This window comes from Streptomyces nogalater (assembly GCF_039532885.1).
Classification (GTDB): Bacteria; Actinomycetota; Actinomycetes; order Streptomycetales; family Streptomycetaceae; genus Streptomyces; species Streptomyces nogalater.
Genome location: NZ_BAAASM010000031.1, coordinates 126,341 through 146,633, shown reverse-complemented (window position 1 = coordinate 146,633; position 20,293 = coordinate 126,341). Strand labels below are relative to the sequence as shown.

Annotated in this window: 21 protein-coding genes; 11 read left to right on the top strand and 10 right to left on the bottom strand. The window is 70.0% G+C overall.

The features are described 5' to 3' along the window. Positions 1–466 precede the first annotated feature (466 nt). The 5 genes from ABD350_RS21270 (at position 467) to ABD350_RS21250 (ending at position 3,305) form a co-directional block, all read left to right on the top strand. A complete protein-coding gene (locus ABD350_RS21270; RefSeq protein ID WP_344015933.1) occupies positions 467–658 on the top strand; it encodes a hypothetical protein in 192 nt (63 codons plus the stop codon). Further along, positions 642–1,166, top strand: a complete 525-nt coding sequence (locus ABD350_RS21265; RefSeq protein ID WP_344349821.1) for a DUF6879 family protein — start codon at positions 642–644, stop codon at positions 1,164–1,166. The genes ABD350_RS21270 and ABD350_RS21265 overlap by 17 nt, the downstream gene beginning before the upstream one ends. Beyond that, a complete protein-coding gene (locus ABD350_RS21260) occupies positions 1,163–1,993 on the top strand; it encodes a helix-turn-helix domain-containing protein (RefSeq protein ID WP_344349819.1) in 831 nt (276 codons plus the stop codon). The genes ABD350_RS21265 and ABD350_RS21260 overlap by 4 nt, the downstream gene beginning before the upstream one ends. 523 nt (positions 1,994–2,516) lie before the next feature. After that, positions 2,517–2,741: a DUF397 domain-containing protein gene (locus tag ABD350_RS21255; protein WP_344349818.1), complete on the top strand. Its 225-nt coding sequence runs from the start codon at positions 2,517–2,519 to the stop codon at positions 2,739–2,741. A 93-nt stretch (positions 2,742–2,834) separates the two neighbouring features. Further along, the gene (locus ABD350_RS21250) at positions 2,835–3,305 is read left to right on the top strand and encodes a hypothetical protein (protein ID WP_344349817.1); all 471 of its coding nucleotides are present in this window, start codon (positions 2,835–2,837) and stop codon (positions 3,303–3,305) included. 205 nt (positions 3,306–3,510) lie between these two features. On the opposite strand, the gene ABD350_RS21245 is transcribed toward ABD350_RS21250, so the two are convergent. Both ABD350_RS21245 and ABD350_RS21240 read right to left on the bottom strand, forming a co-directional pair. Then, the gene (locus ABD350_RS21245; RefSeq protein ID WP_344349815.1) at positions 3,511–4,770 is read right to left on the bottom strand and encodes a DUF3987 domain-containing protein; all 1,260 of its coding nucleotides are present in this window, start codon (positions 4,768–4,770) and stop codon (positions 3,511–3,513) included. Positions 4,771–4,858: 88 nt separating this feature from the next. Beyond that, a complete protein-coding gene (locus tag ABD350_RS21240) occupies positions 4,859–4,984 on the bottom strand; it encodes an Lsr2 family DNA-binding protein (RefSeq protein ID WP_425584194.1) in 126 nt (41 codons plus the stop codon). Here ABD350_RS21240 and ABD350_RS21235 point away from each other — a divergent pair. Next, a complete protein-coding gene (locus ABD350_RS21235) occupies positions 4,955–6,046 on the top strand; it encodes a tyrosine-type recombinase/integrase (protein ID WP_344349859.1) in 1,092 nt (363 codons plus the stop codon). The genes ABD350_RS21240 and ABD350_RS21235 overlap by 30 nt on opposite strands. 201 nt (positions 6,047–6,247) lie before the next feature. Here ABD350_RS21235 and ABD350_RS21230 read toward each other — a convergent pair whose 3' ends face one another. Then, positions 6,248–7,405: an acyl-CoA dehydrogenase gene (locus tag ABD350_RS21230; RefSeq protein WP_289971978.1), complete on the bottom strand. Its 1,158-nt coding sequence runs from the start codon at positions 7,403–7,405 to the stop codon at positions 6,248–6,250. 188 nt (positions 7,406–7,593) lie between these two features. Between ABD350_RS21230 and ABD350_RS21225 the strand changes: the two genes are divergently transcribed. After that, on the top strand, positions 7,594–8,937 hold the full coding sequence (locus tag ABD350_RS21225) for a UDP-glucose dehydrogenase family protein (RefSeq protein ID WP_344349813.1): 1,344 nt from the start codon (positions 7,594–7,596) through the stop codon (positions 8,935–8,937). A gap of 95 nt (positions 8,938–9,032) precedes the next feature. On the opposite strand, the gene ABD350_RS21220 is transcribed toward ABD350_RS21225, so the two are convergent. Beyond that, a complete protein-coding gene (locus ABD350_RS21220) occupies positions 9,033–9,539 on the bottom strand; it encodes a CGNR zinc finger domain-containing protein (RefSeq protein WP_344349812.1) in 507 nt (168 codons plus the stop codon). An 84-nt stretch (positions 9,540–9,623) separates the two neighbouring features. On the opposite strand from ABD350_RS21220, the gene ABD350_RS21215 reads away from it, so the two are divergent. Continuing rightward, the gene (locus ABD350_RS21215; protein WP_344349811.1) at positions 9,624–9,983 is read left to right on the top strand and encodes a VOC family protein; all 360 of its coding nucleotides are present in this window, start codon (positions 9,624–9,626) and stop codon (positions 9,981–9,983) included. 29 nt (positions 9,984–10,012) lie between these two features. Next, complete coding sequence (locus ABD350_RS21210; RefSeq protein WP_344349810.1) at positions 10,013–10,405, top strand: VOC family protein; 393 nt, start codon at positions 10,013–10,015, stop codon at positions 10,403–10,405. A 4-nt stretch (positions 10,406–10,409) separates the two neighbouring features. Here the strand turns inward: ABD350_RS21210 and ABD350_RS21205 are convergent, their stop codons facing one another. The 4 genes from ABD350_RS21205 to ABD350_RS21190 all read right to left on the bottom strand — a co-directional run bounded on the left by ABD350_RS21205 (position 10,410) and on the right by ABD350_RS21190 (position 14,494). Beyond that, complete coding sequence (locus tag ABD350_RS21205; protein WP_344349809.1) at positions 10,410–11,510, bottom strand: dipeptidase; 1,101 nt, start codon at positions 11,508–11,510, stop codon at positions 10,410–10,412. Between the two features lie 127 nt (positions 11,511–11,637). Then, positions 11,638–12,831: a dipeptidase gene (locus ABD350_RS21200; protein ID WP_344349808.1), complete on the bottom strand. Its 1,194-nt coding sequence runs from the start codon at positions 12,829–12,831 to the stop codon at positions 11,638–11,640. Between the two features lie 5 nt (positions 12,832–12,836). Continuing rightward, positions 12,837–13,358 carry a 5-(carboxyamino)imidazole ribonucleotide mutase gene (purE, locus tag ABD350_RS21195; RefSeq protein WP_344349807.1) on the bottom strand — a complete coding sequence of 174 codons (522 nt, stop codon included), beginning with the start codon at positions 13,356–13,358 and terminating at the stop codon, positions 12,837–12,839. After that, the gene (locus tag ABD350_RS21190; RefSeq protein ID WP_344349806.1) at positions 13,355–14,494 is read right to left on the bottom strand and encodes a 5-(carboxyamino)imidazole ribonucleotide synthase; all 1,140 of its coding nucleotides are present in this window, start codon (positions 14,492–14,494) and stop codon (positions 13,355–13,357) included. The genes purE and ABD350_RS21190 overlap by 4 nt, the downstream gene beginning before the upstream one ends. A gap of 194 nt (positions 14,495–14,688) precedes the next feature. On the opposite strand from ABD350_RS21190, the gene ABD350_RS21185 reads away from it, so the two are divergent. Further along, positions 14,689–15,192 carry a GtrA family protein gene (locus ABD350_RS21185; protein ID WP_344349805.1) on the top strand — a complete coding sequence of 168 codons (504 nt, stop codon included), beginning with the start codon at positions 14,689–14,691 and terminating at the stop codon, positions 15,190–15,192. Positions 15,193–15,282: 90 nt separating this feature from the next. Here the strand turns inward: ABD350_RS21185 and ABD350_RS21180 are convergent, their stop codons facing one another. Together ABD350_RS21180 and ABD350_RS21175 are read right to left on the bottom strand one after the other, a co-directional pair. Further along, positions 15,283–16,557 (bottom strand): ATP-binding protein, encoded by a 1,275-nt coding sequence (locus ABD350_RS21180; protein WP_344349804.1) that lies wholly within the window; start codon positions 16,555–16,557, stop codon positions 15,283–15,285. 181 nt (positions 16,558–16,738) lie between these two features. After that, positions 16,739–17,416, bottom strand: a complete 678-nt coding sequence (locus ABD350_RS21175) for a response regulator transcription factor (protein ID WP_030615631.1) — start codon at positions 17,414–17,416, stop codon at positions 16,739–16,741. 491 nt (positions 17,417–17,907) lie between these two features. On the opposite strand from ABD350_RS21175, the gene ABD350_RS21170 reads away from it, so the two are divergent. Continuing rightward, on the top strand, positions 17,908–19,413 hold the full coding sequence (locus ABD350_RS21170) for a peptide MFS transporter (RefSeq protein WP_344349802.1): 1,506 nt from the start codon (positions 17,908–17,910) through the stop codon (positions 19,411–19,413). Positions 19,414–20,293 lie beyond the last annotated feature (880 nt).

Here is a 20,293-nt window from a genome sequence, read left to right as displayed (position 1 = left end):
CGGGCCGACGACCCCTCGCCGGCCTGCGGCTCGCGGCTCACAGCACCGCCTGGGTCATCGCCTCGCCGTCGGCCCCGAAAGAAGGAAGGCGCCCGGCCGGGCGCCTTCCGGAAAACCGCGGAACGCCGGACGGTTACGGCAGGTTCCGTGCCATGACGATCCGCTGGACCTGGTTGGTGCCCTCGTAGATCTGGGTGCTTAACAGACCATACGGCCGTGACCTGGGCGAACACCCCTCTCAGAGGGAGGCTCCCCAGCATTTCCCCATGATGATCAAGAGTCTGTCCAGGTGGGACCAGCCGCAGCAGAGGCACAACCGGATGGGCAGTGGACGAGCAGGCATGCGGGAGGTTACGCGGTTTCCCGTTCCGTCAACCGTGATCGCTTGACCCGCGCGCCCCGGCCTCGGGAGCATCAACCCAGATGCGGGGAACTGGCAGCAGCGTGGGAGAGGGGAACCCGGACCATGAAGGTCACCAAGCTGGTCAGCACGTGCGACATCAAGGACTGCCCGACGATCTACGCGACGGATCGTGGCACCTTCCTGGTGCAAGGCGAGACGCCGACCGACCACGGGCTTCAGATTCCCGCTCACGAAACCCTGGTCGAGATCCCGATGGAACTGCTCCAGAAGGCCGTCCGTGACAACCTCATCTAAGACCCTCGGTGACCTCTTCGACTCGTTCGAGTATGAGGCTTTCCGCCTGGAGACCCTGGACGACTACAGCAAGTCCGGGAATGTGGACGCGTACCACGCCTACCTGGCCGGAGAGCCGCAGCCGGATGACTACAACGCCGGGTGGGTGGAGGAACTGCGCTCGCACACCGAAAAGGGAAAGCGGGTCTATAGGGTGCACATTCTGTGGCGCCCGCTCACGGACTATCTTTGCTTCGAACTCGGGTGGGGCTACCGGAAAAACATGACCGGGGGCGAAGAGTTCTTCATCCTCGACATCACCGACAAACCCAGTCCCCTGCCCGGCGTGCCGGACTTCTGGTGCTTCGACTCGAATTCCGTGGCCGTGATGAACTACGACGGGGCAGGAAAGTACCTGGGTTCGCAGGTGCTGGAGCCAGACCGGGCAGCGGAGTTCGTCAGGTACCGTGACACGGCACTTGCGCACGCAGAACCATTCACCGAATGGTGGGCCAAGTACGGGGCGTGAACAGAGCACAGATTGGGGCCGCGCTGCGGGCGCTGCGAATGGCATCCGGAAAGGAAGCCAAGGCAGTGGCCCGCAGCGCCCTCATGTCTCCGTCCAAGCTGTCCAAGATCGAGAATGCCAAGCTCGCACCGAGCGCCACGGACGTTGAACGCATCCTGACCGCCATCGGCGTCTCAGATGAGGTCAAGGCCGAGTACACGGAGGCCGCCCGAGCATCGGCGACGGAAGCGACAGCGTGGCGGCTACTGAAGCGCATCGGCGTCCACAAAGGGCAGCAAGCCGCCAAGGCCCTGGAAGCCCAGATGTCGACGCTGCGGCTCTTTCAACCGGCCCTGGTCCCCGGCCTGCTTCAAACCCCCGAGTACATCCGTGCCGTTCTGAAACGGCACAACCTGAGTGAAGACGCCGTCACGCGCACGATCAACGGAAGACTTGAACGGCAAGCGGTTCTCTATGACAGCACGAAATCACTTCAGTTCGTCATCACGGAACCCGTGCTGAGGTGGAGAATCGTCCCCCCACAGATGATGGCGGCGCAACTCGACCGCATCGCCTCCATATCGCGAATGTCTCACGTGGATATTCGAGTCGTACCCCTGGCTATTCAACAACGGGACATCGCCAATCACGCATTCGTCATTCGCGATGACCACATGGTGACGATAGAGACCGTGCACGCTGAAGTCGTCGTTACGGACCCCAGAGACGTTGGGCTGTACGTAGGTAAGTTTGATGGGTTCGCAGCCGTAGCTCTGTCAGGTGACCGAATGCGGGGCCTGCTCGAAGACATCCGAAACGACTTTTTGCGAGAACAGGAAACACCCTAGAGGCACGCCCTCGGCCAGCCGAACATGGCGTCATGGGGAGCGAAGAGAGAACTTCCGATCCAGTGTCGACCGCATCGGCAATCAGCCTGATGGAGGGGCGAAGTGAGCCATCTCCTAAGCCTGGTTGCCGTACCTGCCTCTCACTCTCGGTCGCTCGCGAGAACGCGCGATCCGCGGGGGACCACAGCGGGGTTTCAGACGGCAACGTGAGGCTCCGCCGCCACCAAGCTGAGGTGCACGAGTGACGCGCAGGGGAGCGGCGCAGCGGCTGTTCACTGATCGACCGCTGATGACGATGCGCGTTTCCCGTGACTCCGGGCGAACGTGGGAGCCCGAGCGGGCAGTGTCGGCGAGCGACGATCTGGCACCTCTGATGACTTCAGCGTGGCCGCCGTGCAAGTGCGCGCAGTGCGTCGAGTCCGGCAAGCGTTCCGACCGCTGAGCGGCTCTCCCCTTTGACTCCCGCCCGAACGGGCGGCGGCGGTCAGCCCTGGCCGCGATTAGTTAGCAGGAAGGTGCAGTGATGCTGAACGGAACCGACCTGTACGCGCTCGACATCGACGGGGCCTCGTTCGTGAAGGCGTGTGGCGGCCCCTGCACCGAAGGGTGCGTGACCCTGGCCCGGATCGGTGACGACGCCTGGGCTCTGGGCGACAGCAAGCGGCCGGACGCGCAGCCGCTGCGGTTCACCACGGAGGAACTGGACGCGGCCGGGATCGACCCGGCGCGGTTCGGTCTGAACGTCTGACCCTCCGCCTCGCCAACCGGCCCGGCCTCCCCTCCACACAGGCCGGGCCGGTTGGTTCCGCAACCCCCCCCACCATCGAACGGGAATCGACTGGTGCACCACCATCACGGCTATCTGTGGGTCGGCCCGAGAGAACGCTTCGACCAGGAAGCCCTACGGCGGCCCCCGCACCCCGAGCCGCCCCCGCCCGGCAGCAAACCCGAACTGATCCAGCGCTACCGAGAGGTGGCAGCGGAGTTCCCCACGTCTGACCTGCCACCGCTGGAGACGGCGTACTGGCTCATCAAGCCCCGCTCGTTAGTTCGTGGAACCTGGGACGAGGCCAAGGAAGCAGCGGGATGGATCGGGGAACGGCTGACTGAGTTCGCGCCCCGGTTCGCCTCTGAGCGTGACCGGGACACAACCCGCCTGGCCCGACTGGTGAGCGCTGCTGCTGAGCAACTGCACTCGGGTACGGATGTGTCCTATGGCTTCTGTCTGGAGCGCCCCTCGTATCTGTCCCTGGCAGTGGTGACGTGCTTCCCGAATCGCTCGATGCCTGAGCTGCCCTGCCCAGTCGCGTAGTCGAAGCAACGAAAGAAGCCCCGGCCGACGCGGCCGGGGCTTCTGCGGTTGGTTACAGCAGGGCGCGGAAGGGGTTGAAGTCTGCGAGCGGCTCCAACCCCTTTGGTTGCTGCTCGGGCTCAGAGGCCGCCTGCTTGGGTTCCACACGGTAGGCGTCCAGGCGGACGACCCGAGCACGGTTCTGCTCACGCTCCGCGCTGGCCGGCTAGGCCTCCGCGTGACGAGAAGTGTCCCGGTTCTCGTTGCTGTAGGTGCGGGCCGGCTGCGGCGCAGCGTGACGGGAAGTGTCGTCACGGAGTGAGAAGACGGTGGCCGGTCGGCCGGTCTTCCCCGCCCGTTCCACGGTGACGACGATTCCGGCCAGTGCCTTGACCTCAGCGGCGGTCGCCCCTACGTACGGGAGCACCTGGGAGGACGTGGCCCGGCCCCCGTGCATTTCGATCCGGGCCCGAACCTTGTCCTCAAGGCTGAGCGGCTGCCGCTTCACCTTCGGGGAGGTTGCTCCCTTGGTGATGCGGACGGCGTCCTGGACAGACCTGCGCACGAGTGTGAAGGCGGCCGACAGCATCTCTTCCGTGATGTGCTCTGAGCATTCGGACGCTGCCAGGCATGCCGCAACTCGGAGTGTCTGTTCTGCCGTCCGCTCGATGAAAACCGCCTGTCCCTCGGGCAGGGTCTCACCCAGGATGCGGGCGTAGCGGCGCACGATCCGCCACAGCGGCCGGGCATCCTCCGCGAGTGTGATCACACGCGGCCGGGCGGTGGCCCAACCGTAGGCGTCGGCAAGGTCCCGTCCGTCCACCTCGGGCAGGCTTACCCGGTCGTCGTCCAGCAGCGGGACCGAACCGAGCAGGAAGGGAAGGATGCGGTTGTACGACCCTCCCGCCGCCTCCGACTCGCCCACGTACTTGGTCCAGTCGGACGGGGTTACGTGGCAGTGCAGGACCATGGCGAGGTCGCGTACTTCCTGGGCCTGATCCTTGGTCGTGTTGCGCAGCGTGGCCCCGTCCCACGCCGTCCGCAGCTTGGTCGTGAACGATGCGTCCCGCTTCACCCTGCGGAGGACTTCCGACCACTCTTCCTCACACACGAACGCCCTCACATCACGCCCGTGCTCGGTTTCCGCTGTCGCTTCCTGCTGCTCCCACAGGTGATTCACCATGCTCGCCCCGGACGTGATCCCGGACGTGGTGTGAGTGGCTATGAAACGGCCCAGCGCCTTGTCCACGACGTGATGCGCAGCCCGCAGCGCGGTCCCCTTCCCCCTGCCCGTTCCGGCCACCAGTGCCGACCACAGCAGAACGGGCCGGGCACTGCCACGGGAGGAGACCTTGACCGTGCCGCCGATAGCGGCCGACCACATCGAGAGAGAGGCCACGTACACCCCCAAGGGGTCCGCTTCCAGAAAGGGGGTGATCCTGCGGACGGCGTGACCGATGAGACCGTACAGAACGGGCGTGCTCATGCTGCCTCAATCTCGAAGAGGGATGGTTGGGTGGCCAGCGGCCGGGGAGGCCGGGCGCACTCCGCGCCCGGCACGGCGGGGGCGGCACTCAGGCCGCAGCCGCTTTTCCCTCCGACGCTTCCTTGTGGGTGAGTTCGTAGGCGTGACGGACATGCATGGGAATGCGTCCCTTGGTGGGCACGGCATAGCCGTTCTTTCGGGCCCACGCCCGCACGGCACGGTTCCGCTCCCGCTCACTCAACCCGGAGCGGTCCACCTTGGCCGGTTCGGGAATCGGGTCACCACCCACCAACTCACCGGCCTGGACGGCCGACGGAAGCTGGAGAACAGCACCAAGAAGCAGTACCGGTCCATCCTCAACACGACCATTGAGCCGTTCTTCAAGGCCCGTTCCATCGTGTCTCTGAAGGTCGCCGACATTGAGCAGTGGCTCTTGTGGATGGAGCGGGACCGCAAGCTCTCGGCCCGGACGCGGCGTCAGCGGTTCTCGTTCTTCTCCGGAATGATGGACTGGGCTGTCGTAAACGAGATCATCGGGCGGAACCCCTGCAAGAAGGTCAAGGGGGCCGGGAGCCGCGCCAAGGAGATCCGGGAGCACAAGAGCAAGAGTCGTCGGCTCACAACGCGGGAAGTGCTGGCGATGCTGGAAGCCTGCCCTCCCCGCTACCGCGCGATGCTGTGGCTGATGGCAGGGTGTGGCCTGCGGCTGGGCGAAGCCATGGCCGTCTCCCGCGATCAGGTCGACTTCAAGGCCGAGACCCTTCGAGTGGACTTCCAGATCACCGAGGACGGGGAGACCGAGTCAGGCAAGAACAGCGCTCTTCAGCGGCGGCACATCAAGGCGCGGGATGAGGAAGAGCCGGGGCGCATCGTCCCCCTGCCGCCCAACGTCGCCTTCGAACTGCGGCGACACATCAAGAACCACGGTGTATGGGGGCCGGAACGACTCCTCTTCCCGAACGTGACGCGGACGGGGTACCTGTACGCGTCGTACTTCTACCCGAAGATCTGGATGGTGGCGCTGGACAAGGGCGGAGTGACCTACTGCAAGCCCCACTCGCTCCGGCACTACTACGGCTCTCGCCTGCTGTACGCCGGAGTCCCTGAGAACGATGTGGCGGACTGGATGGGCCACAGCAGCACGGACGTGCTCAGGGAGCACTACCACTACATCTTCGAAGGCGCCGAGCAGCGCGGCCGGGCTGCCATCGCAACCATGCTGACGCCCGGCGCCGATGACCCCGACGACCCCACAGACGCGTCAGAGGTCGCCTGATCCCCACACGACAACAGCCCCCGGCAACTCGCCGGGGGCTGCGTTCGTTTGTGCTGGTCAGCGGGTGTTTTCGAGTCGCCAGCTCCCCAGGATTCCCCCAGCATGACGCCCATGAACGGCCCTGATCAGGCCGCAACGGGCAGAAAGCCGAGAGCCGCTCCTCCGGAGCCTCAGAACCGCCTCTGACCTGCAAAAATCCTGCTACGGAAGGTTCCTAGCCATGACGATCCGCTGAACCTGATTTGTACCTTCATAAATCTGGGTGATCTTGGCGTCGCGCATCATGCGCTCCACCGGGTAGTCGCGGGTGTAGCCGTAGCCGCCGAGGAGCTGGACGGCGTCGGTGGTGACCTCCATGGCGACGTCGGAGGCGAAGCACTTGGCGGCGGCGCCCAGGTAGGTGAGGTCGGCGTCGCCGCGCTCGGAGGCGGCGGCGGCCTGGTAGGTGAGGGCGCGGGCCGCCGAGATCTTCATCGACATGTCGGCGAGCATGAACTGGATGCCCTGGAAGTCGGCGATCGGCTTGCCGAACTGCTTGCGCTCCTGGACGTAGCCCTTGGCGTAGTCGAAGGCGCCCTGGGCGACGCCGAGGGCCTGGGCGGCGATGGTGATGCGGGTGTGGTCCAGGGTCTTCATGGCCGTCATGAAGCCGGTGCCCTCCTCGCCGATCATGCGGTCGGCGGGGATGCGGACGTTGTCGAAGTAGACCTCGCGGGTCGGGGAGCCCTTGATGCCGAGCTTCTTCTCCGGCGCGCCGAAGGAGACGCCTTCGTCGGACTTCTCCACGACGAAGGCGGAGATGCCCTTGGAGCGCTTGGAGGGGTCCGTCACGGCCATCACCGTGTAGTACTCGGAGACGCCCGCGTTGGTGATCCAGCGCTTGACGCCGTTGAGCACCCAGTGGTCGCCGTCGCGGACGGCCTTGGTCTTCATGCCGGCCGCGTCCGAGCCCGCGTCCGGCTCGGAGAGGCAGTACGAGAACATCGCGTCGCCCTTGGCCAGCGGGCCCAGGTACTTCTTCTTCAGCTCCTCGGAGCCGGAGAGGATCACCGGGAGCGAGCCCAGCTTGTTCACCGCCGGGATGAGCGAGGAGGAGACACAGGCGCGGGCTACCTCCTCGATCACGATCACCGTGGCGAGCGCGTCGGCGCCGGAGCCGCCGTACTCCTCGGGGACGTGCACGGCGTGCAGGTCGTTCGCCACCAGGGCGTCGAGGGCCTCCTGCGGGAAGCGGGCCTCCTCGTCCACCGCCGCGGCGTACGGCGCGATCTTCGCCTCGACCAGGGAACGGACGGCGTCCCGGAGCATGTCGTGCTCCTCGGACGGGCGGTACAGGTCGAAGTCAGCCGATCCGGCCACGGGCACTCACGCTCCAAAGACGCAGTGATACTGACGCTAATTACCGTTAAGTAACTCAAATTTTAGAGGTCCGGCCCCCAGCCGCCTACGTGAGCTACGCGACAGCGGGAAAAGTGCCCGGCCAGAGGCCCGGATATGCTCGGGCCCGCATGACCGCGCACGACCGACGGACCCGAGCTGGAGCACCCATGAGCCTGAAGATCACCGTGATCGGCACCGGCTACCTCGGCGCCACACACGCCGCGGCCATGGCCGAGCTGGGCTTCGAGGTGCTGGGTCTGGACGTCGTACCCGAGAAGATCGCCCTGCTGGAGCGCGGCGAGACCCCGATGTACGAGCCGGGGCTCACGGAACTGCTGCGCAAGCACGTCGCCGGGATCGAGGGATCGACCGGGCGGCTGCGGTTCACCACGGACTGGGCCGAGGCCGGCGCCTTCGGCGATGTGCACTTCGTGTGCGTCAACACCCCCCAGAAGCACGGCGAGTACGCCTGCGACATGTCGTACGTGGACTCCGCGATCGCCTCCCTCGCCCCGCATCTGCACGGCCCGGCCCTGGTCGTGGGCAAGTCGACCGTGCCGGTGGGCTCCGCCGAGCGGCTGGCGGCCTACCTCGCCGAGCACGCCCCGGCGGGCGCGGACGCCGAGCTGGCCTGGAACCCGGAGTTCCTGCGTGAGGGCTTCGCCGTCCAGGACACCCTGCACCCGGACCGGATCGTGGTCGGTGTCCGCGGCGAGCGCGCCGAGAAGCTGCTGCGCGAGGTGTACGCGACGCCGGTGGCCGAGGGCACGCCGTTCGTCGTCACCGACTTCCCGACCGCCGAGCTGGTGAAGACGGCCGCGAACTCCTTCCTCGCCACCAAGATCTCCTTCATCAACGCGATGGCGGAGGTGTGCGAGGCGGCCGGCGGTGACGTGGCGAAGCTCGCGGAGGCCATCGGCCACGACGATCGGATCGGCCGCAAGTTCCTGCGCGCGGGGATCGGTTTCGGCGGCGGCTGCCTGCCCAAGGACATCCGGGCGTTCATGGCCCGCGCCGGCGAGCTGGGCGCCGACCAGGCGCTGACCTTCCTGCGCGAGATCGACTCCATCAACATGCGCCGGCGCGGCCAGATGGTGGAGATGGCCCGGGAGGCGTTGGGTGGCGACTCCTTCCTCGGCAAGCGGGTCGCGGTGCTCGGCGCCACCTTCAAGCCGGACTCGGACGACGTACGCGACTCGCCCGCGCTGAACGTGGCCGGGCAGATCCACCTCCAGGGCGGCCAGGTGACGGTGTACGACCCGAAGGGCATGGCCAACGCCCGCAAGGTCTTCCCGACCCTGGGCTACGCCGACACCGCGGAGGAGGCCGTCCGGGGCGCCCATGTCGTCCTGCACCTGACCGAGTGGCGGGAGTTCCGCGAGCTGGACCCGGAGGCGCTGGGCGAGGTGGCGGCGGCCCGGGTGCTGCTCGACGGCCGCAACACCCTCGACCCGGAGCTGTGGCGCCGGGCGGGCTGGACGTACCGGGCCATGGGGCGGCCGACGGCGTAACACCCGCGGACCCGAGGGGGAAGCGCCCCCGGTTCGGCCGAGGCTCAGTCGGCCGAACCGGGGGCTGTGCGCATTGTGCACCAACGTGCCGGGGGTCAGGGGCTCTTCGCGCGGTAGCGGCGCATCTTGGCGCGGGCCCCGCAGACCTGCATCGAGCACCAGCGTCCGCGCCGGGCGGGGCTGCGGTCGTAGTACGCCCAGTGGCAGGTGTCGGACTCGCACGCCTTGAGTCTGGTCCAGGTGCCGGCGACGAGCGCCTCGGCGACGGCGGCGGCGACGCGGGAGAGCAGCGGGCCCGCCGTGGCGGGCGCCAGGCGGGCGGAGCCGTCGTGGTCGTCCACGGCGACGTACAGCGGGGCCCGGGCGAGGAGGGTGCCGAGCGGGGTGACGGCGCGGTGCGGCGGATGGCCGGCGTGGGCGAGCAGCGCGGCCCGCAGCGACTCGCGCAGCTCGCGGGCCTCGGCGACGCCGTCCTTGGTGATGCCCAGCCCGGCGCGGCCCTCCCGCGTGTCCAGCGCGTCGGTGCCCGCGGCGATGTCGAGCGTGTTCACCAGCGACTCGACCAGCGCCAAGCCGCCCGGAGCGGCGGATCTCTCGCTCATGCTTGCGACGTTACCGCTTCTGGGGGAGCATGCAGTAACCGTTACCGGTTACTCGGCATTGCAGGTAACTCCGAGGAGGTAGTCATGGCTCTCGCCAAGCTCGAAGCCGTGGTCCTGGACTGTCCCGACCCCCGTGCCCTGGCCGGCTTCTACGCCGGTGTGCTGGGCGGCACGCTGGAGGGGGACGACGAGTGGGTGGACCTGAAGGTGCCCGGTGGCCCGACGCTGGCCTTCCAGCGGGCGCCCGGGTTCGTGCCGCCCGAGTGGCCCGCGGCCGACCACTCCCAGCAGTTCCACCTGGACCTGACCGTGCCGGACCTGGACGCGGCCGAGAAGGAGGCGCTGGAGCTGGGCGCCAGGCCGCTGGACACCGCCGACCGGTCCCGCAGCTTCCGTGTCTACGCCGACCCGGCGGGGCACCCGTTCTGCCTCTGTGCCGGCTGAGACGTCCTGGACAAGAAACCGGAGGACACATGGCAACCGTGGCCCGTTTCCGCAACATCGTGCTCGACTGCCCCGACCCGCACGCCCTGGCCGCCTTCTACGCGGCGGTGGCCGGGGGCACCCCGGAGCCGGAGGACGACGACTGGGTCGTCCTCCAGGTGCCTGGCGGGCCCCGGCTGGCCTTCCAGCGGGCCGAGGGCCACACCCCGCCGGAGTGGCCGCGCGCCGACCACAACGGCCAGCAGCTCCACCTCGACTTCGACGCGGGCCCGACCTGGGCCGATGTCGACGCCGCCCACGAGCGGGTGCTCGCGCTCGGCGCCCGTCCGCTGGACCTGGAGGAGCGCGAGAAGAAGCACTTCCAGGTGTACGCCGACCCGGCCGGGCATCCGTTCTGCCTGTGCCGGATCGAGCGGTCGTAGCCGCCTAAGGCACGTCCAGGTCGGTGAACCGCAGGGTCGGGGCCTCCCGGCGGTGCTGGGCGGCGCGGGCCGTGAAGTCCGCGCTGCGCAGGACCCGCTGGACGTTTCCCCAGGTCAGCAGGGCCAGTTCGGTCTCGGACCAGCCGCGCCGGAGCAGTTCGGCGATCAGGTGCGGGTAGCGGGAGGCATCGGCGAGTTCGCGGGGGTGGACGGCCCCGGAGTCGTAGGTACCGGACAGGCCGACGCACTCGGGGCCTGCCACGTCACGGATGTGGTCGAGGTGGTCGGCGACGTCCGGGACGGCCGGGCCGGTCTGCTCGGCGGTCAGCGGCACCATGCACAGGCCCTTGGCCCGGCCCAGGGCGGCCAGCAGCTCGTCGGGCAGATTGGCGGGGTGCGGGCGCAGGGCGCGGGCGGCCGAGCGGGTCCACAGCACCGGGGTCTTGGACAGGGCGAGGGCGCGCTGGACGGTGGCCGGGCAGGCGCCGGTGACATCGGCGAGCACCCCGAGCCGGTTCATCTCGCGCACCACCTCCTCCCCGAACCGGGTGAGCCCGGACGGCCCCGCCCAGGCGGTGCCGGCGAGGGTGAGGACGCGCAGGCCGAGGGCGTGCAGGACGCGCAGGACGGCGAGGGAGCCGTCCAGCGCGGCGCCGTGCGCGGGGCCGAGCAGCACCGCGACCCGGCCCCGGTTGCGGGCGTCGATGACCTGCCCGGCGGTGCGCACCAGGCGCAGGCCCTCGGGGTGCGCCTCGACGACCGAGCGCACCAGGTCCAGCTGTTCCAGGGTCGCCGCCACCGGGCGCTCGCCGGCCGGCCGTTCGGGCAGGTGCAGCGACCAGAACAGCGCGCCGACGTGCCCGGCGCGCATCCGGGGCACGTCCGTGTCGACGGCGGCCTCGCCCAGCTGGAGGTCGTAGCCGGGCAGATGGCGCAGGGCCCAGGGCAGGCCGCTGTAGCCGTCGGCGACCGGGTGCCCGGCGAGCAGGGCGCGGGCCCGCTCCAGCAGGTCCCCGGCCGGCGGGAGGCGGAAGGGGTCGTCCGGCAGGCCGTCGTCCTCGCCCACCTCGGTCGTGCGGGGGATGTCGTCCTGGAGGTCGGCCATGGCGGGCTCCGTACGTCGGCGGCGGCAACGCCGGTCGCGAGCTACGGCGGGCTGTGGCCGGCGTACCGACACGGTCGCACGGAGCGCGCGGGACCTCCTGGTGAGTGGGGCGTTCGGGGTACCCCGGTCAGCTCCCGCCGGGTGTGCCGTCCAGCTCCTCGATGGTGGCGAGGGAGGGGCCGCGGGCGGTCTGGAGATCGCGGGCCACGTCCTCCGCCGCGCCCAGTACCCGTACCGCGTTCCGCCAGGTCAGCTTGGCCAGGTCGGTCCGGGACCAGCCGCGGTCCAGCAGCTCGGCGAGGAGGTTCGGGTAACCGGACACGTCGTCCAGGCCGTCCGGGGTGAACGCGGTGCCGTCGTAGTCGCCGCCGATGCCCAGGTGGTCGATGCCGGCCACCTCGCGCATGTGGTCCAGGTGGTCGGCCACCGTGGACACCGTGGCGACCGGGCGCGGGTGGCGCTCCTCGAAGGCGCGGTGCAGCCGCATCGCCTCCGGGCCGGTGTCCAGGTGGTGCAGACCGTGGGCGCGCAGGTTGTCGTCGGCGGCGGCCGTCCAGTCGACGGCGGCCTGGAGCACGAACTTGGGCACGAACGTCACCATCGCCACGCCCCCGTTGGCGGGCAGCCGCTCCAGGACGTCGTCGGGGATGTTGCGCGGGTGGTCGCAGACCGCGCGGGACGAGGAGTGCGAGAAGATCACCGGCGCGGCGGAGGCGTCCAGCGCGTCCCGCATGGTGGTGGCGGCCACATGGGAGAGGTCGACCAGCATGCCGAGCCGGTTCATCTCGCGGACCACCTCGCGGCCGAAGGCGGTCAGGCCGCCCGCCCTGGGCTCGTCGGTCGCGGAGTCCGCCCAGTCCACGTTGGAGTTGTGGGTGAGCGTCATGTAGCGCACGCCGAGCGCGTACAGGGCGCGCAGGGTGCCCAGGGAGTTGGCGATGGAGTGGCCGCCCTCGGCACCCATGAGGGAGGCGATCCGGCCCTCGGCACGGGCCGTCTCCAGGTCGGCGGCGGCCCGCGCGGGCGCCAGGTCCGCCGGGTAGCGCCGGAGCATCCGGTGGACGCAGTCGATCTGCTCCAGGGTGGCCGCGACCGGGTCCGGCTGCTCGGCCGGCACGTACACCGACCAGTACTGGGCGCCGACCCCGCCGGCGCGCAGCCGCGGCAGGTCGGTGTGCAGCCGGTCGCGCTGGTCCCCGGCGATGTCCAGGGCGTCGAGGTCGTAGCGGACCTGCTCGCGCAGCGCCCACGGCAGGTCGTTGTGCCCGTCGACGACCGGGAACTCGCGCAGCAGCTCCCGGGCCTCCTCCAGCGCGCCCATGCCGGTCACTTCCCGAAGCCGAAGCCGCTCGTGCCCTCGACCTTGGCGCGCAGCCGCTTGCCCTTCTCGGTGGCCTGGTCGTTGAGGTCCTGCTGGAAGTCGCGCATCCGGTGCAGCAGCTCCTCGTCGTGCGCGGCGAGCATCCGGGCCGCGAGCAGACCGGCGTTGCGGGCGCCGGCGACGGAGACCGTGGCGACCGGGACACCGGCCGGCATCTGCACGATGGACAGCAGCGAGTCCATGCCGTCCAGGTACTTCAGCGGCACGGGCACGCCGATGACCGGCAGCGGGGTGACGGAGGCGAGCATGCCGGGCAGGTGGGCGGCGCCGCCCGCGCCCGCGATGATCGCCTTCAGTCCGCGGTCGGCGGCCTGCTCGCCGTAGGTGATCATCTCGCGGGGCATGCGGTGCGCGGAGACGACGTCGACCTCGTAGGCGATCTCGAACTCGTCCAGGGCCTTGGCGGCGCCCTCCATGACGGGCCAGTCCGAGTCCGACCCCATGACGATGCCAACAACGGGGCTCATTCGGTGATCGTGCCTCTCAGGTAGCCGGCTGCGTGACGGGCGCGCTCCAGCACGTCGTCCAGGTCGTCGCCGTAGGTGTTGACGTGTCCGACCTTGCGGCCGGGCTTCACGTCCTTGCCGTACATGTGGATCTTGAGCTTGGGGTCGCGGGCCATGCAGTGCAAGTAGGCGGAGTACATGTCCGGGAAGTCGCCGCCCAGGACGTTGACCATGACCGTCCACTTGGCGCGCGGACGGGGGTCGCCCAGCGGCAGGTCCAGGACCGCGCGGACGTGGTTGGCGAACTGCGAGGTGATCGCGCCGTCCATGGACCAGTGGCCGGAGTTGTGCGGGCGCATCGCCAGCTCGTTGACCAGGATGCGGCCGTCGCGGGTCTGGAACAGCTCGACGGCGAGGTGTCCGACTACGCCCAGTTCCTTGGCGATGGTCAGGGCCAGCCGCTCGGCGTGCAGGGCCAGCTCCTCGGGCAGGTCGGGGGCGGGCGCGATCACGGTGTCGCAGACGCCGTTCACCTGCCGGGACTCCACCACCGGGTAGGCGACGGCCTGGCCGTGCGGGGAGCGGACGACGTTGGCGGCCAGCTCGCGGACGTAGTCGACCTTCTCCTCGGCGAGGACGGGGACGCCGGCGCGGAACGGCTCGGCCGCCTCCTCGGCACTCTCCACGACCCACACGCCCTTGCCGTCGTAGCCGCCGCGGACGGTCTTGAGGACGACGGGGAAGCCGTCGCCCTCGGCCGCGAACCGCACCACGTCCTGCGGGTCGGCCACGATCCGGTGCCGGGGGCACGGGATGCCGATCGCGTCGAGCTTCGCGCGCATCACGCCCTTGTCCTGGGCGTGCACCAGCGCCTCGGGCCCCGGACGCACGGGAATGCCGTCCGCCTCCAGGGCCCGTAGATGCTCGGTGGGGACGTGCTCGTGATCGAAGGTGATCACGTCACATCCGCGCGCGAACTCGCGCAGCGTGTCCAGGTCGCGGTAGTCGCCGATGACGACATCGCTCACGACCTGCGCCGCGGAATCCTGAGGGGTGTCACTGAGAAGCTTGAACCTGATGCCCAACGGGATGCCCGCCTCGTGCGTCATACGCGCGAGCTGCCCCCCGCCGACCATGCCGACTACCGGGAACGTCACCCCCCTAGCGTATCGGCCACACGGGGGCGGCCGGATCGCATCCCTCACCCGAACTCTTACCCGACGCTTTCCCGCCTCTTCCCGGCCTGTTTTCCGACCGGTTCCCCGGGTGTGGGCCGGTCCATGGGCACGAGGGGGCCCGCACGGCTAGCATGACGGGGTTGACGAACCCTACCGACGGGAGCTGCCCAGCCATGGAACCTCGTTCCGCGAGGCTGCAACGGCTCGTACGCGAGTTGGTCAAATTCGGCGCCGTCGGCGGCGCCGGGGTCCTCGTCAACCTCGGTGTGTTCAACCTGGTCCGGAACCTCTCCGACCTGCCGGTGGTCCGGGCGAGCGTCGTCGCGACCGTCGTCGCCATCGTCTTCAACTACGTCGGCTTCCGGTACTGGACCTACCGCGACCGCGACAAGGGCCGGCGCACCCGGGAACTGGTGCTGTTCCTGCTGTTCAGCGCGGCCGGCCTGGTGATCGAGAACGGTCTGCTGTACCTGGCGACGTACAGCTTCGGGTGGGACACCCCGCTGCAGAGCAACATCTTCAAGTTCGTCGGCATCGGCGTGGCGACGCTGTTCCGGTTCTGGTCCTACCGCACCTGGGTGTTCCGGGCGCTGCCGGCCGGGGAGGCCGTGGCGAGTGCGGAATCGATTCTGAAGCAGGAGCCGCGGCGGTCCGCGCCGCGCCAGCGGGTTCCGTAACGGTCCCTGAGCGGTCCCGGAGGGGACCTTTCCCGGCGGTCTGCGGCCGCGGCCTCCGGGCCGGGTCACGTGCGGCGCCGCGCCCGGCCCTCAGCGGACCGTCGTGCGGTGCTCCTCCTGCGCCTGGCGCTCCGGGGGCGTGCGGGAGAGGAACAGGCCGAAGACCGGGGGCTGCGCCTGGAGCAGCTCCAGCCGGCCGCCGTCGGCCTCCGCGAGGTCCCGCGCGACGGCCAGGCCGATGCCCGTGGAGTTCCGCCCGCTGATCGTCCGCTCGAAGATCCGCGCGCCGAGGTCGGCCGGCACCCCCGGCCCCTCGTCCGTCACCTCGATCACGGCCTGGTTGCCGGTGACCCGGGTGCGCAGGGCCACCGTGCCGCCGCCGTGCATCAGTGAGTTCTCGATCAGCGCGGCCAGCACCTGGGCGACCGCTCCCGGCGTGCCCACCGCCGTCAGGTGCCGCTTGCCGGAGCTGACGATGGCCCGGCCGGCGCTGCGGTAGGCGGGCCGCCACTCGGCGAGCTGCTGCTGGATGACCTCGTCCAGGTCGAAGGCGACCGCGGAGCCGGTGCGCGGATCGCGCGAGTTGGTCAGCAGCCGCTCCACCACATCGGTCAGCCGCTCCACCTGCGTCAGCGCGATGGTGGCCTCCTCCTTCACCGTCTCCGGGTCGTCGGTGAGGGTGATCTCCTCCAGCCGCATGGACAGGGCGGTGAGCGGGGTGCGCAGCTGGTGCGAGGCGTCGGCCGCGAGGCGCCGCTCGGCGGTCAGCATGCGCGCGATCCGCTCGGCGGAGGCGTCCAGCACATCGGCGACCCGGTCCAGCTCGGGCACGCCGTACCGCTTGTGCCGCGGGCGCGGGTCGCCGGAGCCGAGGCGCTCGGCGGTCTCGGCGAGGTCGGTCAGCGGGGAGGCGAGCCGGCCCGCCTGCCTGAGGGCGAGCAGCACGGCCGCGATCACCGCGAGGAGTGCGACCAGCCCGATGATCAGCAGCGTCCGGCCGACCTCGCGGGTCACCGCGGAGCGGGGCTCCTGCACGGTGACCGTCTCGCCCTCCTCGCCCCGCTGCGTGAAGTGGATGGTGTCGCCCTCGGGCTTGCTGCCGATCTCTATGGGCGGCTGGCCGGGCATGCGGATGACCGCGTACTGGTCCTTGCTGACCGGATTGCGCAGCACGTCCGCGTTGACGTTCTCCGCGGCCAGGAGCCGGCTGTCCACGATGCTGGCGAGCCGAACCGCCTCCGACTCCACCCGCTCCTGGGCGCTGTCGCTGATGGTGCGGGTCTCGACGGCGACGAGCGAGACACCGAAGACGGCGATCACCACCAGCACGACGGCGAGGGTGGACTGGATGAGACGTCGGCGCACGGGATTCTCCGGGGGGCGGCTTTATCGGTACCAGCGGGGCGACGGCCCAAGGGGGCGCGGGCCGTATCGATACGCGGCTCCGCCGCGCGGACGCGGCCGGTCACGGCGGACCGGCGGCCGGACGTCCGCCCGAGCCCCCGCGGCGCGATCCGTCGTGCCGGCCGGGCCCCAGCGGCAGCCCTCAGCTCTTCTCGAAGCGGAAGCCCACGCCGCGCACCGTCGCGATGTACCGGGGGTTCGCCGCGTCGTCTCCGAGTTTCTTGCGCAGCCAGGAGATGTGCATGTCGAGGGTCTTGGTGGACGACCACCAGGTGGTGTCCCAGACCTCGCGCATCAGCTGGTCGCGGGTGACCACGCGGCCGGCGTCGCGCACCAGGACCCGCAGCAGGTCGAACTCCTTGGCGGTCAGCTGGAGCTCCTCGTCGCCCATCCACGCGCGGTGCGACTCGACGTCGATGCGCACCCCGTGCGTGGCCGGCGGCTGCTGCGGCTCGGCGGATCCGCGCCGCAGCAGCGCCCGCACCCGGGCGAGCAGTTCGGCGAGCCGGAAGGGCTTGGTGACGTAGTCGTCGGCGCCCGCGTCGAGGCCGACGACGGTGTCCACCTCGTCGGCCCGCGCGGTGAGGATGAGGATCGGCACGGTGTGACCGTCCGCCCGCAGCCGGCGGGCGACCTCCAGGCCGTCCATGCCGGGCAGGCCCAGGTCCAGCACGACCAGGTCGACGCCGCCCTGCATTCCGGCGTCGAGCGCGGCGGGTCCGTCCTCGCGCACCTCGACCTCGTAACCTTCCCGGCGCAGGGCGCGGGCCAGCGGCTCCGAGATGGACGCGTCGTCCTCGGCGAGCAGTACACGGGTCATGAGGTGATGGTAGTCCGCCCGTCCACGGTGCCGGGGCGTGATCGCCTTCCCGGCTTCTTACCTTCGTACGCTGCTGGTACGAACCATTGCACTGGGGATGGGATCGTGGAAGAGACCTTCGAAACCGGTTGTGTGGTTCCCGCGACACCTGTGATCCGCGTCTCAAGTCCTTCCATTTCCGGCGGTGTCCTGCCGTATGGTGACCTGAACGCCTGTAGTACGCACCGGGGACCTTTGGCGAGCAGTCGACGCTGAAGGTCTCTTTTGTGTACGGGCTGATCGATCAGCCTTGAAAGGAATGACCTCTGGCCGGGCTCCGGGCGCAGCGACGCGTGTGGGGCGTGGATCCCGGTGGTCGCCGTCCGCCGCTTCCGTGATCCGGAGGCGGGCTCCCCCTGGGCGTGGGGGTGGACGACCGACCCGCCGGTGCCGGCCACACCCCCACCGGGCGCGCACGCTCAATCGCGCGTCCCGACCAGCAAGGAACGACCATGGCGTCCAGCCTGACGAAGGACTCGGTCCGACCGGGCACCCCCGGTTCCGAGAAGACCTTCTTCGGCCACCCCCGCGGACTGGCCACTCTCTTCATGACCGAGATGTGGGAGCGTTTCTCCTACTACGGCATGAGGGCCCTGCTCCCGCTGTACCTGGTGGCTCCGGGTGGCCTGCACCTCAACGGCGGCACGGCGAGCGCGATCTACGCGGTGTACCTGTCGCTCGTGTACCTGCTCGCCCTGCCCGGCGGCTGGTTCGCCGACCGCCTGCTCGGCCCCCGCAAGACGGTCGCCGTCGCGGGCGCTGTCATCATGCTGGGTCACCTGTGCCTGGCGGTCCCCTTCGCCGCGAGCTTCTACGTCGGCCTGGTGCTCGTCGCCATCGGTTCGGGTCTGCTGAAGGCCAACATCTCCACGATGGTCGGCCACCTCTACAACGGCCCGGAGGACCCGCGCCGGGACGGTGGCTTCACGCTCTTCTACATCGGCATCAACCTCGGCGCCTTCGTCGCCCCGCTGGTCATCGGCACCATCGGCGAGAACGTCAACTGGCACCTGGGCTTCGCGCTGGCCGCGCTCGGCATGGCGCTGGGCCTGGTCCAGTACCTGCTGGGCGGCCGCCACCTGAACCCGAAGAGCAGCGAGGTCCCGACCCCGCTGTCCGCCGAGGAGAAGGCCGCCACGCTGCGCAAGGGCCTGATCTGGCTGGCCGTCGCCGCGGTGTTCTACGGCGTCGTCGGCGGCACCGGTCACTTCACCCTGAACTGGGCGCTGATCCCGCTCACCCTCATCGGCCTGATCGTGCCGATCCTGGTCATCGCCCGGATCCTGCGGGACAAGGACCTGGACGCGGGCGAGCGCTCGAAGGTGTCGGCGTACATCTGGTTCTTCGTCGCCGCCGCCGTCTTCTGGATGATCTACGACCAGGGTGGCTCGACGCTGTCGCTGTTCGCGAAGGACAGCGCCGAGAACTCGGTCCTCGGCTGGGACTTCCCGGTCTCCTGGTACCAGTCGGTCAACCCGGTCCTGATCATGGCGCTGGCGCCGGTCTTCGCCTGGCTGTGGCTGTGGCTGAACAAGCGCGGCAAGGAGCCGAGCACCATCGTGAAGTTCGCCTCCGGCCTGGTGCTGGTCGGTGTGTCGTTCTTCGTCTTCCTCGCCCCGCTGTCGGTCGCGGAGGGCGGTCACAAGGCCGCGGCGCTGTGGCTGGTCGCGATCTACTTCGTGCAGACCGTCGGTGAGCTGACGCTGTCGCCGGTGGGTCTGTCGGTGACGACGAAGATGGCGCCGCAGAAGTACGCCTCCCAGATGATGGGTGTCTGGTTCCTCGCGGTGACCGCGGGCGACTCCGTCACCGCCCTGTTGTCGAACCCGGCCGTCGGTGGTGTCAACCTCGACAAGAAGGGCTTCGTCGCCCTGGAGGCCGTGCTCGCCGTGGTCGCGGGTGTGGCGGTGTGGATGTACCGCAGCAAGGTCAAGAAGCTGATGGGCAACGTCAACTAGTCGTCGGCCCAGGCCGTGAGGGCCGCCGCACCCGGGTGGGTGCGGCGGCCCTCCGCGTTTCGGCGGCGTGCCCGGCGCGCCCTTCCCCGGGGCGCGAGCACGAGCGGCCGCGCCGCCCGGCAGGATCACCGCGCCGGCCACCAGGCCAGGGCCCGCGGAGCGCCGTGCTGGTAAGTGCCGGTGAGGCCGCAGCTCACGCCGGCCTTCCGCGCACCGGTCCGCACCGGCGAGGTCGCGCTCTTGTCGCCGATCGGGGTCCGGCAGCGGTAGTCGAACGTCGGTCACGGCGGCGGGTGCCGCCGGCGGACCCACCGACACCGCCGCGCCGGCCAGGCCGGTTGGTGATGGAGCGTCAGGTTCGGCCGTCGAGGTCCGGAGTTGCGGCGGGACGCCGGAGTGGCGGCCCGGGGGGGCGTGCGCCATCCGGCACGGCCGGGGCCGTACACCATGGGATACGGCCGGGCCGGGGCGCCCTGCGGGTACGGCCGGGCCGGGGCGCCCTGCGGGTACGGCCGGGCCGGGGGGCCCTGGGGTAGGGCCGGGCCAGAGGGCGTACGGACGCCTGCCGGGCGGGGACGCGTACCGGAACCGCCGGGGCAGGGCGCGTGCCGGATACGGCCGGGCCGGGGGTCCACCGGCTGCCTGTCGGGCGGAGGAGACGCCACCTCCGGTCGGGCCTGGGCACGCACCGGATACCGCCGGACAGGGTGTCCACCGGCTACCTGTCGGACCGGAGAGGACGCCACCTCCGGTCGGGCCCGGGCACGCACCGGATACCGCCGGACCAGGTGTCCACCGGCAGCCTGTCGGGCGGAGGAGACGCCACCTTCGGGTTGGGCCTGGGTGCGCACCGGCTGCCGCCGGGGCCGGGTGTCCACCG